Source organism: Enterococcus canintestini (genome assembly GCF_001885735.1).
Classification (GTDB): domain Bacteria; phylum Bacillota; class Bacilli; order Lactobacillales; family Enterococcaceae; genus Enterococcus_C; species Enterococcus_C canintestini.
In genome coordinates this window covers 41,045-53,746 of the sequence record NZ_JXKG01000018.1, presented here as the reverse complement: position 1 = coordinate 53,746, position 12,702 = coordinate 41,045, and the positions used below count along the sequence as shown (strand labels likewise).

At 35.5% G+C, this 12,702-nt stretch carries 13 protein-coding genes; 8 read left to right on the top strand and 5 right to left on the bottom strand.

Annotated elements, in window-relative coordinates:
* Positions 1–61: 61 nt before the first annotated feature.
* Positions 62–826, bottom strand: coding sequence for a MerR family transcriptional regulator (locus RU96_RS10180; protein WP_071865414.1), 765 nt, complete (start codon positions 824–826; stop codon positions 62–64).
* Positions 827–1,143: 317 nt separating this feature from the next.
* On the opposite strand from RU96_RS10180, the gene RU96_RS10175 reads away from it, so the two are divergent.
* The 6 genes from RU96_RS10175 (at position 1,144) to RU96_RS10150 (ending at position 8,150) form a co-directional block, all read left to right on the top strand.
* Positions 1,144–1,500 (top strand): DUF1827 family protein, encoded by a 357-nt coding sequence (locus tag RU96_RS10175; RefSeq protein WP_071865413.1) that lies wholly within the window; start codon positions 1,144–1,146, stop codon positions 1,498–1,500.
* A 238-nt stretch (positions 1,501–1,738) separates the two neighbouring features.
* A complete protein-coding gene (locus RU96_RS10170; RefSeq protein WP_071865412.1) occupies positions 1,739–3,220 on the top strand; it encodes a nicotinate phosphoribosyltransferase in 1,482 nt (493 codons plus the stop codon).
* Positions 3,220–4,041 carry an ammonia-dependent NAD(+) synthetase gene (nadE, locus tag RU96_RS10165; RefSeq protein WP_071865411.1) on the top strand — a complete coding sequence of 274 codons (822 nt, stop codon included), beginning with the start codon at positions 3,220–3,222 and terminating at the stop codon, positions 4,039–4,041. The genes RU96_RS10170 and nadE overlap by 1 nt, the downstream gene beginning before the upstream one ends.
* A gap of 259 nt (positions 4,042–4,300) precedes the next feature.
* Positions 4,301–6,106, top strand: a complete 1,806-nt coding sequence (locus tag RU96_RS10160) for an LTA synthase family protein (RefSeq protein WP_071865410.1) — start codon at positions 4,301–4,303, stop codon at positions 6,104–6,106.
* 24 nt (positions 6,107–6,130) lie between these two features.
* Positions 6,131–6,877: a tRNA 2-thiocytidine biosynthesis TtcA family protein gene (locus RU96_RS10155; protein ID WP_071865409.1), complete on the top strand. Its 747-nt coding sequence runs from the start codon at positions 6,131–6,133 to the stop codon at positions 6,875–6,877.
* Between the two features lie 169 nt (positions 6,878–7,046).
* Positions 7,047–8,150, top strand: coding sequence for a glycerate kinase family protein (locus tag RU96_RS10150; protein ID WP_071865408.1), 1,104 nt, complete (start codon positions 7,047–7,049; stop codon positions 8,148–8,150).
* A 94-nt stretch (positions 8,151–8,244) separates the two neighbouring features.
* Here the strand turns inward: RU96_RS10150 and RU96_RS10145 are convergent, their stop codons facing one another.
* Positions 8,245–9,081: a LysR family transcriptional regulator gene (locus tag RU96_RS10145; RefSeq protein ID WP_071865407.1), complete on the bottom strand. Its 837-nt coding sequence runs from the start codon at positions 9,079–9,081 to the stop codon at positions 8,245–8,247.
* A gap of 143 nt (positions 9,082–9,224) precedes the next feature.
* Here RU96_RS10145 and RU96_RS10140 point away from each other — a divergent pair, with 143 nt between their 5' ends.
* A complete protein-coding gene (locus RU96_RS10140) occupies positions 9,225–10,181 on the top strand; it encodes a TDT family transporter (RefSeq protein ID WP_071865406.1) in 957 nt (318 codons plus the stop codon).
* Positions 10,182–10,312: 131 nt separating this feature from the next.
* Here RU96_RS10140 and RU96_RS10135 read toward each other — a convergent pair whose 3' ends face one another.
* Together RU96_RS10135 and nrdI are read right to left on the bottom strand one after the other, a co-directional pair.
* Entirely contained in the window at positions 10,313–10,675 is a 363-nt protein-coding gene (locus tag RU96_RS10135) for a hypothetical protein (RefSeq protein WP_071865405.1), read from the bottom strand.
* A gap of 126 nt (positions 10,676–10,801) precedes the next feature.
* The gene (gene nrdI / locus RU96_RS10130) at positions 10,802–11,245 is read right to left on the bottom strand and encodes a class Ib ribonucleoside-diphosphate reductase assembly flavoprotein NrdI (protein WP_071865404.1); all 444 of its coding nucleotides are present in this window, start codon (positions 11,243–11,245) and stop codon (positions 10,802–10,804) included.
* A gap of 124 nt (positions 11,246–11,369) precedes the next feature.
* Between nrdI and RU96_RS10125 the strand changes: the two genes are divergently transcribed.
* A complete protein-coding gene (locus RU96_RS10125) occupies positions 11,370–11,936 on the top strand; it encodes a GNAT family N-acetyltransferase (protein ID WP_071865403.1) in 567 nt (188 codons plus the stop codon).
* A 242-nt stretch (positions 11,937–12,178) separates the two neighbouring features.
* Here RU96_RS10125 and RU96_RS10120 read toward each other — a convergent pair whose 3' ends face one another.
* Complete coding sequence (locus tag RU96_RS10120) at positions 12,179–12,691, bottom strand: LURP-one-related/scramblase family protein (RefSeq protein ID WP_071865402.1); 513 nt, start codon at positions 12,689–12,691, stop codon at positions 12,179–12,181.
* Positions 12,692–12,702 lie beyond the last annotated feature (11 nt).

Sequence of the window (12,702 nt, the reverse complement as noted above, 5' to 3'; positions counted from 1 at the left end):
TTGAAGGGTGGTTATGATTTTTATCAAGTAGTACCGTTATTGAATTATCTTCCAATATTTTTTACTCTTTTGTGTAGTGATAAATAATATCATGCAGAATATCTACTACATCCGCTTCTACCCGATCATTATAGTAGGCTGCAAAGCGTTCATCTGCTACGTACATATCCGCTAGACCACGATGATACTTTTGATTATAAAAGGGAGCAGCAACTTGTAACCAAGCTTTGTGAGCGTCAAAAACTTGGTGAGCTATCGTACTATCTAAGTCAATTTGGTCAGATTGCGCCAAAATTTTTAAATTAGCAAATAATGCGATTTCTGTTTCTTGTAATTGTTCATACTGACTAGGTGTTAAATGGGACCATTTATCATTGGCGGCACGAACGGCTTTTTCACCGTATTTTTCGCGAATTTCTTTACCAAATTGCGCTTCGTTTTCAGCAATTTTATCCGCTTTAAAAGCAGCAAATTTTTCACTATCGTTCATTTTAGTTCCTCCTTGGTAATAGACTAATGTTTGAGAAAGTGTCTGAATTGTTTTAGTTAGTTGCGCTTGTTGTTGTAACAATAACTGATATTGTTCTTCTAAAAGCACCAGTCGTTTTGATTGTGATAAGTTCATTGCCGTTTTGATTTTAGTCAAACTAAAACCAAAGCTTTTAAAAAACAAGATTTGTTGTAACGCATCGACGGCATCATTATCATAAAATCGATAGTCAGAGTCTGGTTTGCGCTTGGCTTTTAACAAGCCAATTTGATCATAATAACGCAATGTTCGACTCGAAACATTGGCTAACTTTGCTAATTCATTAATCGTATACATACAAGAGGCCTCCTCGTATAGTCGTTTCGTTTTCTTTCTCATAGATAGCATAAGCTTTGACGTTACGTCAAAGTCAAGTATTAAAAAGAAAAAATTTTTCAGGTATGTTGCATTTTTTATAGCACTTTTATTTGAAGGGATGTAAACAGAATCGATTGCAAAATTATTGGTTATTTAAACTAATTTAAAGCATAATTTTCTCGTTTTAGTCAAACTTTCTTTTTAAAAGTTAAAAACCGTTTATGTTATACTATTTTTGTGGCAACGTACAAAACCATAGGTATATGTAATAAAAATTATTTGAAAGGAACGATGTTATGAAAATAATTGAAACGCCAGTTAATAGAAATTTAAATTTAGAAAATTTTTATCCTAACATTACCAAATTTATTTTTGGTAAGACTGCTTTGAAATATTATAAACTTTACGCAGCGGATCGCACCCAAGTGATTTATGCGGATACGTATGACAAAATTCGCCTCATTTTAATTAATGATCGCAAAAAAATCCGAAAAGAAGAGGTGGATACTATTATTCACCGCCTTTTAAAAGTTGACCGTCGGGCTGTCCATGTTGATGTCAACATTAAACACAAAATGCAAGAAGCTGGCAGCACTTTTTCTAAACCGCACAAAGATATTATTTTAGTGGAATATACCCCCAAAAAAGATTAGTGCAAATTTCTTGTAATTTTGTCTTAACGTTGCGAAAAAATTGGTTAGGACACTAGGACAAAGAAAAGTTGCTGAAAGTTAACTCTTACGAAAATCCTATCATCTCTTTAATTATAAAAGTAAGTCAGCGAAGTTTGGCTTACTTTTTTTGTCGCATAAAGAAAAAGTGCGATTTTTCTATCTTTTACTATTTTTTTGATATAATGAAAGGCATAAAATATCTTGAGGAGTTTAAAAAATGCCAAATTTATATCCTGACGACAGCTTAACGCTGCATACAGATTTATATCAACTGAATATGATGAAAACATATTGGGAATTAGGGCGTGCGGATCGACATGCTGTTTTTGAATGCTATTTTCGGGAGATGCCTTTTAAGACAGGCTATGCAATTTTTGCAGGCTTGGAGCGTTTTGTTCGCTATTTAGAAAATTTACGTTTTACAGACAGCGATATTGCGTATTTACGTGACGTAACTGGCTACCCGGAAGAATTCTTAGATTATTTAGCCGAGTTAAAATTTAGTTGTACGGTGCGTTCTGCTTTAGAAGGCGATTTGGTTTTTAGTAATGAACCAATTGTTCAAATTGAAGGCCCACTAGCACAAGCACAATTAATTGAAACAGCTTTATTAAACATGGTTAATTTCCAGACTCTAATTGCAACTAAGGCTGCCCGAATTAAATCAGTTATTGGTGATGATCCGTTGTTGGAATTTGGTTCCAGACGTGCCCAAGAAGTTGATGCTGCCTTTTGGGGCACGAGAGCAGCTTTTATTGGGGGGGCAGATGCGACTAGTAATGTTCGAGCGGGTAAAATCTTTGGTATTCCCGCCAGTGGTACCCATGCTCATTCATTAGTCCAATCTTATGGGAATGATTATGATGCATTTATGGCCTATGCTAAAACCCATCGAGACTGTGTCTTTTTAGTTGATACTTATGATACGTTAAAATTAGGTGTTCCCGCAGCGATTAAGGTCGCCAAAGAAATGGGCGATAAAATTAATTTCTTGGGTGTTCGGATTGATTCAGGGGATATGGCTTATATCTCTAAAAAAGTTCGCGAACAATTAGATGAAGCCGGCTTTACCAATGCAAAAGTTTATGCTTCAAATGATTTGGATGAAAATACTATCTTAAGTCTAAAAATGCAAAAAGCTAAAATTGATGTTTGGGGTGTAGGAACCAAATTGATTACCGCCTATGATCAACCAGCATTAGGCGCTGTTTATAAATTAGTATCGATTGAAGATGATAATGGTGAAATGGTGGATACAATAAAACTTTCATCGAATGCCGAAAAAGTTACAACGCCAGGTAAAAAACAAGTGTGGCGCATTAATCGTAACAAAGATGGGAAGTCTGAAGGGGATTATATCACTTTGTGGGATGAGGACCCAAGAGAAGAAGAGGAAATCTTTATGTTTCATCCGGTTCACACCTTTATTAATAAAACTGTTCGTGATTTTAGTGCCCGTCCGGTTTTACAAGAAATTTTTTATGAAGGTAAGTTAGTATATGACTTACCAGATTTAGCACATATTAAAGCTTATGCTCATGAATGCCTAGATTCTTTATGGGATGAATACAAACGAGATTTGAATCCCCAACAATATCCGGTCGATCTTTCTACTGACTGCTGGAATCACAAAATGGCAATCATGGAAAAAGTGCGTAAATCAGTCGCAGCAGTAACCAAAGAGGAGGGACGTTTTTAATGTCTTTACAAACAGAAATTATTAACGAATTAGGAGTAAAACCAGTTATTGATCCGAAAGCAGAAATTAGAGTTAGTGTGGATTTTTTAAAAGCATATCTTAAACGAAATTCATTTTTGAAATCTCTCGTACTGGGAATTAGTGGGGGGCAAGATTCTAGTTTGGCTGGACGCTTGGCTCAACTAGCTATTTCTGAATTGCGAGCAGAAACAGGTGAGAATTACCAGTTTATTGCAGTGCGTTTACCATATGGCACCCAAGCAGATGAAGCAGATGCTCAAAAAGCATTAGCTTTTATCAAGCCAGATGTTTCTTTAGTAGTGAATATTAAGGAGGCTGTGGATGGACAAGTTGCTGCTTTAGAGGAAGCTGGTGTGGCAATTTCAGATTTCAATAAAGGAAATATCAAGGCGCGTCAACGCATGATAACCCAGTATGCTATTGCTGGGGCTAATAATGGAGCGGTCATTGGAACAGATCATGCCGCTGAAAATATTACGGGTTTTTTCACAAAATTTGGTGATGGTGGCGCAGATATTTTACCGCTATTTCGCTTAAATAAACGCCAAGGAAAACAGCTTTTAAAAGAACTAGGTGCACCTGAATCTTTGTATTTAAAAACACCAACGGCAGATTTAGAAGATGACAAGCCCCTAGTTGCAGATGAAGTGGCATTGGGAGTTAGCTATGATGAAATTGATGACTATTTAGAAGGAAAGGCTGTTTCTGAAAAAGCACAGCAAACAATTGAATCATGGTGGGAAAAAGGACAACATAAACGTCACTTACCAATTACCGTTTTTGATGACTTTTGGAAGTAAAATAAAATTATGATGGTGCAAATTAATTTTTAATTAAAATATTTCCGTCACTTTTGCTATATAACTTAGTTTATTTTATACTAAAAGTGGAGTTTTGGGGAAGACTCCGTCAACAACGGCTAGAGGATACCAGTATGGATCCTCTTTTTTTTTGCCCTTTTTTAAATTTTTTGGAGCTTCTTTACACTTACAAATCAAACCGCTACAATAAAAGCTATTGAGAAAAGAATAACAAAAATAAGGAATAGAAGGTTTCTTCATGAAAAAATTAAAATATGTTTTTGCTGCGATAGCAGTTTTTTTACTGATTATAATGAGTAACTTATATTTGCAGTGGTGTCAAAATGATTTATCGCTTGATTTAGCATTGAAGTTTGCATTTTCCTGGCATACAGCTAAATTTTTCTTAGGTAGTTTGGTTTTATTGGCCGTTTATGGTGTTTTTGCAGCTATTGCCGGATCGCTTTTATTTGGGGGCTTATTTTATAGCGTGGCCATTGGTTTATTAGGTTTTGCTGACTATCAAAAAATGACTGCCCGCCAAGAACCTATCTATCCTGATGATTTGAAAATGCTAGGACAACTTGGTGTTTTAAAAGATATGGTGGGTTGGCCACTTTTCATTTTTGCCCTTTTTGTCCTTTTATTAGCGCTATTAGCATTGGGATATAGTATTTATCGCAGTCGTAAATTAGCGCCCAAAAAGCAAATCTTTCGAGGAATTATTTTTTTACTGAGTGTCTTCTTTTTACTTTATGCCAGCCATTTTAATTCTAATGATAACTTATTGCGTAAAGCGTATAACAAAACAGCGCTTTGGATTCCATACTCTCAGAAGATGAACTATTATAACGTTGGTTTTGTCGGCGGTTTTTTGTACAATTTAAGAGTTGAAGCGATGACAAAACCACAAGATTATTCGGCAGAAAAAGTTGCCTCAGTTGTCAAAAAATATCAAGGCGATGCTGAAACAGATAGTAAAGAAAAGCCTAACATCATTTATGTCATGTCAGAAAGTTTTTCTGATCCCGCTCATTTAAAAGGAATTCAGTATACTGGGCAACCGTTGGCAGATTATTATGCGGTCGCAAACAATACTTATAGTGGCAAAATGTTGTCGCAAAATTATGGGGGCGGGACAGCTAATATTGAATTTGAAGCGTTGACGAGTTTTAGTATGGAGCTATTAAACGCCCAGATGACAACGCCTTATACGCTTTTAGTTCCAAAATTAAAGAGCTTACCATCACTTGTTTCCCTAACAAAAGAACAAGGCTATGATACTACTGCCATTCATCCTTATGATACTTCGATGTATAAGCGAAAAGACGTTTATAATATTTTAGGATTTGATCGTTTTCTTGATCAAGATACAATGAAATATCGTGATAAAATTGAAAATAATCCTTATATCTCTGATGAGTCTGCTTATGATGAGATTTTGGATCTTTTAAAAGCCAATAAGAAACCGCAATTTGTGCATTTGGTGACGATGCAAACACATATGCCTTATGGTGATAAGTACAATAATATTTCTTATAACGTAACTGCTGATGACAATGCGAATACGAATGCGATTGCGAATTATTTACAAGATGTAGCTTATAGTTCAGCTGCATTACAGCACTTTACCGAGGCGGTTAAGCAGTTACCTCGCCGTACATTGATTGTTTTTTGGGGCGATCATTTACCGGGGATTTATTCTGATGCCATTCAAAAAGCCAATAGTGGCACAACCCTCCATGAAACTCAGTTTTTAATGTTTGATTCAGCGGGAAAATTGGCGAATAGTCAGCAACATGACGCGATTACAAGTCCGTTTTATTTTGCGCCTAATCTATTCTCTCAAGCAGGACTTAAACTTAGCCCTTATTATGAGATGCTTCTACAGTTAGCACATACTTTGCCAGCTTTTGAAAAAAATATGTATTTAAATCAAGGAACGTGGCAAAAGAATTTGACATTAACAGGAGCGGCTAAAACGACTTATGAAGATTATCGTCTGATTCAATATGACATCTTAGCAGGCAAGCAGTATAGCTTAAAAACGGATTTTTTTAAATAATTATTTTTATGATAAGGAGTTACTATGAGCTTTAAGAAAAAAGACAACCAACTTTATTATAATCCCATTCGTCGGGCTATTTTAAATCATAATTTGATTGAACCAGGTGATAAAGTTGCAATTGGTTTAAGTGGGGGAAAAGATAGTAGTAGTTTACTTTATTTTTTAGATACCATTGCCAAGCAAGAACGGCTGGGCTTTTCTTTTGAAATAGTACCAATCAGTTTAGATATGGGCTTTGAAGGAGTTGATTTACAACCGCTCCACAATTTATGTCAAAATCTAGGTTACAAGTTGGAGGTTGTGCCTACAAATATTGCCGAAGTGGTATTTGATATTAGAAAAGAGCAGTCCCCATGTTCTTTATGTGCCAAGTTACGGCGGGGAATTTTGTACAATAAAGCGAGAGAACTTGGATGTAATAAAGTTGCTTTAGGACATCATTTAGATGACGCTATTGAAACTTATTTTATGAACTTTTTATTCCATGGTAAGTTAAATAGTTTTGAACCGAAAAGTTATTTGACAAAAACAGAAGTGACCTTGATTCGTCCGTTGCTGTATATACCAGAACAAGAGATTATTCGCTTTGTGAAAAGAGAAGAACTTCCAATTGTTTTTAATCCTTGTCCTGCTGATAAAAAAACAAAACGAGAAGAAATCAAGGGTTTTGTTGAAAATATTGCCAAAAGCTATCCTGATGTACGCCAGAAGTTTTTAATGGGGATGGAACAAGGAACTGCTGCGGATTTTTGGCCTTTAACAAAATAGCTAATTTTATTGAATACGAAGAAAAGAGTTAGTACCTTTTCTTCGTATTTTTTTATAGTTAGAGAAGGCTTGTTGCAGTCAAACCATTAAATTTTTGCTTTAATCGGTTCTTTTTTCTACAATTAAATAAAACGAGCAGTAAAAGTTTTAATTTGAGGAGGTGGCGAGGATGAAAGTTTGTGTGGCAATTGATTCATATAAAGGGAGTGCAACTTCAGAGGAATTAAACGGTGCAGTTTGCCAGGCGTTGAAAAAATTAGGAATTAGCAGTTGTAATGTCCCCATTGCTGATGGTGGTGAAGGGACTTTAGCGATTTTATCAAAAGCGTTTACTGGTCAAAAAAGAGAAGTGGATACGATTGATTTATTAGGTCGCCCAATAAAAGGACACTACTGGCTAACAGAAATTGATCAAGTTAAAACAGCAATTATTGAATCTGCGCAAATACTTGGTCTTACGCGCATCACTCCAAATGAAAAAACAATCCAAGCTGCTCATTCCTATGGATTAGGATTAGTGATTTTAGCGGCTATAAAAGAAGCAACCCAAGTATTTGTTTCTTTAGGCGGCAGTGGAGTAAATGATGGTGGACTGGGCCTACTTGCAGCACTTTGTGGGCAAGATATTCCGCCAAAAAATCCATTGCTATTAGAGGAAAAATATTTAGCTGAGCTTGTATTTCCTAATTTAGACGGTAAAAAATTGATTGGACTAACAGATGTAATGAATCCTTATACTGGCGTGAATGGCTTTTCTTATGGCTTTGGCGCGCAAAAAGGTGGCACTGAAAAAATCTTGGCCCAGTTTGATGCTGCTGCTGAAGCTGTGCGGAAAAAATTCCAATCACAAATTGATCTGAATAAATTTTCAGGTAGTGGCGCAGCAGGTGGAATTGGTGGCAGTATTTTATTAGCAGGTGGGCAGTTACAACCGGGTTTTGCGACAATTGCGCAATTACTTGATTTAGATCATAAATTAGCGAGTTGTGATTTTGTGATAACTGGCGAAGGGCGCTTTGATGAGCAAACAGCCCAAGGCAAAGTTCCTTTAGGCGTCGCGCGCTTAGCTCGCAAACATCAACTTCCTGTCGTAGCTTTTTGTGGCGCACGTCCGGAAAATATCACTGGAATCGAATATCATTTTGATGGTGTTTTCTCAATTCAAACGCGACCAATAACGTTAAAAGATGCGATGGTGAAAAAAGTTACGCTGGAAAATATTGCATTATTAACTGAAAATGTAGTGAAAGTCTATTTATCAGGACAGAAATAATAAAAGTTAGGCGGTGTGACAAAAATCTTGTCACACCGCCTTTTTGCGTATAAATATTGTGATAAAAGCAGCTTTTGCCACAATCACTAACTTTTTAAAATATTTTTCGTTCCTGTAAGTGAGGCACCAAGATTTCAATAAAAGCCGCAATTTCCCGTAAAACATCCTTAAATACGGCTTTATGCGTTAAAAGGTAAAAATGGCGGAGGTGATGCTCGTGAATTTCTTGATAAGGAATATCAGAGTTAATCGCTAATTTTGAGATGATAGAGCGACCAAAACCTTCTTTTAACAAGGCTAAAATTGCTTCATTATTGTCGACAAAAATAACGTTTGGCAACAAATTATTTTCGCGTAAATAAATTTCATTATAAAAGCGTAAGCCCGATTCGTTTTCTCTTAACAGCCAGTATTGCGATTTTTCATCACCAGCTAAAACTAATTCATCTTCATAAATAGGTGTTTGGTTAATTGCTTCGTTTCGTTCTGGTTTTTCGATAAAACCAATACTTACCTTATTTTGTGCCATTTGTTGGCCTACTTCTTCGGAATTCATTAGTTTAATGGAAAAATCAACATTTGGAAATTGTTTGACCAAATGAGGGAGCAGTTTGGGCACAAAATAGACCGCACAGGTGTGTGAGCATCCGACAATACATTGTAAACGAAAATTTTCTTGGTTTTTGAGCCGCTGACTCGTATCTTCCCATTCTTCAATGATTTGCAAAGCGCGGGGATATAAAAAGACGGCTTCTTTTGTCGGAATGATTTCTTGTTTGCCGTTTCGAATGAACAAGTCTACTTGTAAATGTTCTTCTAATTTTTTGATCTGAGCGGAAATCGTTGGTTGGGATAAAAATAAATCTTCTGCTGTATGGGTAAAATTTCTAGTCTCGTAGACAGAAACAAAGGTGTGTAGTAGATGTAACATCAGAGAACCTCCGTTTTAATAAAAAAAACTAATAATAAGTATTTATACTATTTATTTTTCTTTTAGTCAAAAAATCACTATACTAACTACGTACTCACTAGTGAGAAAGTAAACAAATTTTTAAAACGATAAGGAGGACAAAAGTGCGAGACTTTTTAAAAACAATCCCCATTCCCATTTGTGGTTTGATTTTAGGTCTAGCTACAATTGGAAATGTATTAAAAAACTATCAATTCATTCTACTTGGTAATAGCTTTGGGGTGATAGCTGGACTGTTATTTAGTGCTGTTTTACTCAAAGTTTGTTTAACTTTTCACCATGTGCATGCAAGTTTGACCGATCCGATTATTGCATCGGTGGCCCCCACCTTTACGATGGGGACAATGGTTTTATGTACCTATTTACTTCAAATACAAATAATTGCACCAGTAATCAAATATTTATGGCTACTTGCCATTATCGTTCATTATTATTTGATGGCGTATTTTACGTATCATTTTTTAATTAAGCCCAGTGTTACAATCGAACATCTTTATCCTAGCTGGTTTATTGTTTATGTTGGAATCGGGGTCATCTCGGTTACAAGTGGGAATTTCTTCCCCCTAATTGGCCAAGTAAACTTTTGGGTAGGTCTATTTTTCTACTTACTTTTATTGCCGTTAATTATTAAACGGGTTTTCTTATTTAAAAAGATGGCAGAGGCGACCTTACCTTTAGTTACAATTATCGCAGCTCCAGGGTCGCTTGAGTTAACGGGATATTTAAAAGCATTTTCAGATCCGCAGTTGTTTTTAGTAATTAGCTTACTAATTTTATCACAAATATTATATTGGTTCATTATTTTCCAAGTAGTAAAAATGATTCGTTTGCCTTTTTATCCTAGTTACGCGGCCTTTACTTTCCCCTTAGCGATTTCTGCTTTTGCCGCTAAAAGTGCGAGTGATTTTTTTAAAGAAATAGGACAATCTTTTCTTTTGATGGATCTTTTAGCCGTAGTTGAAACGTCTTTAGCCGTTATTATGATAATTTATGTAGGTGGACATTACTTGCATTTTTTAATAAAGCAAGTTAAAAGATTAGCTGTTATACACCAAAGCTAAATTAAGCCTGCTGAAATAAAAATAAATACAATCTTTTGAACCGTTCTCATTTTACTTGTAGAAGAACGGTTCTTTTTGATTGTGGTCTAGTGCTATCAAATTTAATTAATTCAAATTTTCTGAATAAAGAACTATGTTAGCGGCAGTTGAGTCAGCTTAGATTCAATCTTTTCTAAACGTTTTTGTAGTTCTTGTAATTTTAATTGTAATTCTTCTTCTTGTTTACGTTTATTGTAGAGATTAGGTTTACCACTGTTTAAATAGGCAGTAATTAAGTCAGCGACTTTGCTTTTTGAGACAGTAACTTGCGTAACATTGCGCACTTTACCTGTGTCATCAATTTTTTTAGTTGTTAAAAGCGCCATTTCTTCCCAGGCCATTGGACCGGGAATATAGCCTGCCGGACCCTTTTCAATTAGCCCAGTTTCTTTTAACCAACCATAAAATGTGTGTTGATTAAAACCATTTTCTTTTCGAATGTGATAAAGTTTCATAACAAAACTCCTTTCTTTTTCTACTAACAAGTACGCAAAAAGAAAGGAGTTTTACTTAAATAAATTAGCATAAGTTAATTAATCTATTCACGGTATTAATTAAAAGTATGATGGTAGCAAAAATTTTTATAATGCCGCTAATAAAATTTGATAGATTCGCGCTACATCTTTTGGTGTGCCGCGTAGCTCATAGTCAGCTAAAAAAGGACAATTAAATTGAGCGGCATATTGTTTAGCCGTTAAACAGTATTGTCGATTAAAATTCTTATTCCCGCTTCCAACAATTCCTAAACAATTTTTCTGGTTATCTTCATAAGCAATATATTCTCTTAAGGCTTCAGTTAAAATTTCCTGATCGCCATTATCCACCCCATTGCCACCTTCTAAATAAGTGGGAACAAAAACAAAAAAAGGTGCTGTGATAGGCTCTGGTAATGTATTGTCATCTACTGCGTAAAGGGTGATAGGAGGATTTGCGTTATTTTTCTCATGTTGGCTTTGTGCATATTTTTGTAAATTTGTCACAAATGTGCGCGTGTTGCCAGAAATTGACATATAGTAAATGTTCATTTAAGTTACTCCTTTTTATTAGTACTTCGCTTTGAATTATAACATGCTTTTTTTAGAAATTTATAGTAGACCCACTTGGTAAAATACATGGGACATGGTAAGCTTACTGGTGGAGGTTGATAACATGATACGTTATGCAAAAAAGTCTGATGCAGCTGCTATTGCGCCACTTGTATTAGTCATTTTAGAAGATATGGAGTTACCTTTTGTTAAAAAATATGGCGCCAAAAAAACTTTGGCCTTGTTAGAAGAAAGTGTCGCTATTGGCGATTATCGTTATGGTTATAAACGTGCATTGGTTAAAGAAATTGATGGCAAAGTTGCCGGTGTGGCTTATGGCTATCCAGCTAGTGCAGAAAAAACGATTGATGAGCCCTTAATTCCATTACTAGAAAAATTTGATATTCCGAAAGATACTCGTCTTTTTACTGATCCTGAAACGATTGAACCCGAATGGTATTTAGATTCTATTTCTGTTTCAAAAGAATTTCGCGGGCAGGGGATTGGCGGCGAATTATTAGCGGCACTACCGCAAATTGTTAAACGAGATGGAGAAAGCGTCATCGGTTTGAGTGTAGATGAACAAAATCCTGGTGCAAAGCGATTATATGAGCGCAATGGCTTTAAAACAGTTGCCAAAACCATGATTGCTGGCCATCAATATGAACATATGCAAAAACCAATATCTTAAAAAAAGACCGCTGTTTTTAGCGGTCTTTTTTTATATGCAGTTATCTTCTTTAAATGTGATAGAAATTGTTATCTGGAAAATAGCGTAGCAAATTTTTTCTTTAATTTTCTAAGGTAAAAATCTAAGTGACTAGAGAAAAAGAGAAAAAGTGCGATTTGGAAGTTCTTTAATAGCAAAAACAGGTAAAAAGCCAGCGCACAGACGCTGGCAAATAAAATGCAATTAATGAATTTAGTAGTTATTTAGCAATTGGGAGTAAGGCGGTAATCCAATTTTTGTGATTTGCTGCGATTATAAAGCCAATAGTCCATAATGGCTGCAATACAAATACAAACCGGCGCATCATCGTCATTTGTCACATCTAAAACGTAGTAGTCGCCAGAAAATAAAGTGGCTTTATCCATTTTCATAATAAGATGATTGAAATGGCGAATACTATATTGATGTTGGTAAATATTACCTTGGACTGTCCAATGAAGTTGTTGAATATAATAAAAATCACCAGGCCAGCGAAAAATCTTTTGTAAAGTACCGACTTTTTCAAAATTTTTGTAAATTTCAAAACGCGTCCCAAAAGTAAAACTAATCTGCTTGATGCTGGCTACCATTTCCCCGTTCATTTTATAAAGAGAGAGCGCATCACCTTTTGTTCCCCAACGTCCCACGAGTAAAAACAAAGATTTTCCTTTTTCGTCTTTGACAATGGTACGGGTGATGGAACTCAACTGTTTGTCTTGAATAAAAAATTCAGACATCCTAGCGCCTC

Bases quoted from the DNA above. Each gene is read 5' to 3' on its own strand.
- RU96_RS10155 (WP_071865409.1), top strand. From the start codon at position 6,131: ATGAGCTTTAAGAAAAAAGACAACCAACTTTATTATAATCCCATTCGT.
- RU96_RS10125 (WP_071865403.1), top strand. From the start codon at position 11,370: ATGATACGTTATGCAAAAAAGTCTGATGCAGCTGCTATTGCGCCACTT.
- RU96_RS10145 (WP_071865407.1), bottom strand. From the start codon at position 9,081: ATGTTACATCTACTACACACCTTTGTTTCTGTCTACGAGACTAGAAAT.
- RU96_RS10150 (WP_071865408.1), top strand. From the start codon at position 7,047: ATGAAAGTTTGTGTGGCAATTGATTCATATAAAGGGAGTGCAACTTCA.
- RU96_RS10120 (WP_071865402.1), bottom strand. From the start codon at position 12,691: ATGTCTGAATTTTTTATTCAAGACAAACAGTTGAGTTCCATCACCCGT.
- nrdI (WP_071865404.1), bottom strand. From the start codon at position 11,245: ATGAACATTTACTATATGTCAATTTCTGGCAACACGCGCACATTTGTG.
- RU96_RS10180 (WP_071865414.1), bottom strand. From the start codon at position 826: ATGTATACGATTAATGAATTAGCAAAGTTAGCCAATGTTTCGAGTCGA.
- RU96_RS10160 (WP_071865410.1), top strand. From the start codon at position 4,301: ATGAAAAAATTAAAATATGTTTTTGCTGCGATAGCAGTTTTTTTACTG.
- RU96_RS10170 (WP_071865412.1), top strand. From the start codon at position 1,739: ATGCCAAATTTATATCCTGACGACAGCTTAACGCTGCATACAGATTTA.
- nadE (WP_071865411.1), top strand. From the start codon at position 3,220: ATGTCTTTACAAACAGAAATTATTAACGAATTAGGAGTAAAACCAGTT.
- RU96_RS10175 (WP_071865413.1), top strand. From the start codon at position 1,144: ATGAAAATAATTGAAACGCCAGTTAATAGAAATTTAAATTTAGAAAAT.
- RU96_RS10135 (WP_071865405.1), bottom strand. From the start codon at position 10,675: ATGAAACTTTATCACATTCGAAAAGAAAATGGTTTTAATCAACACACA.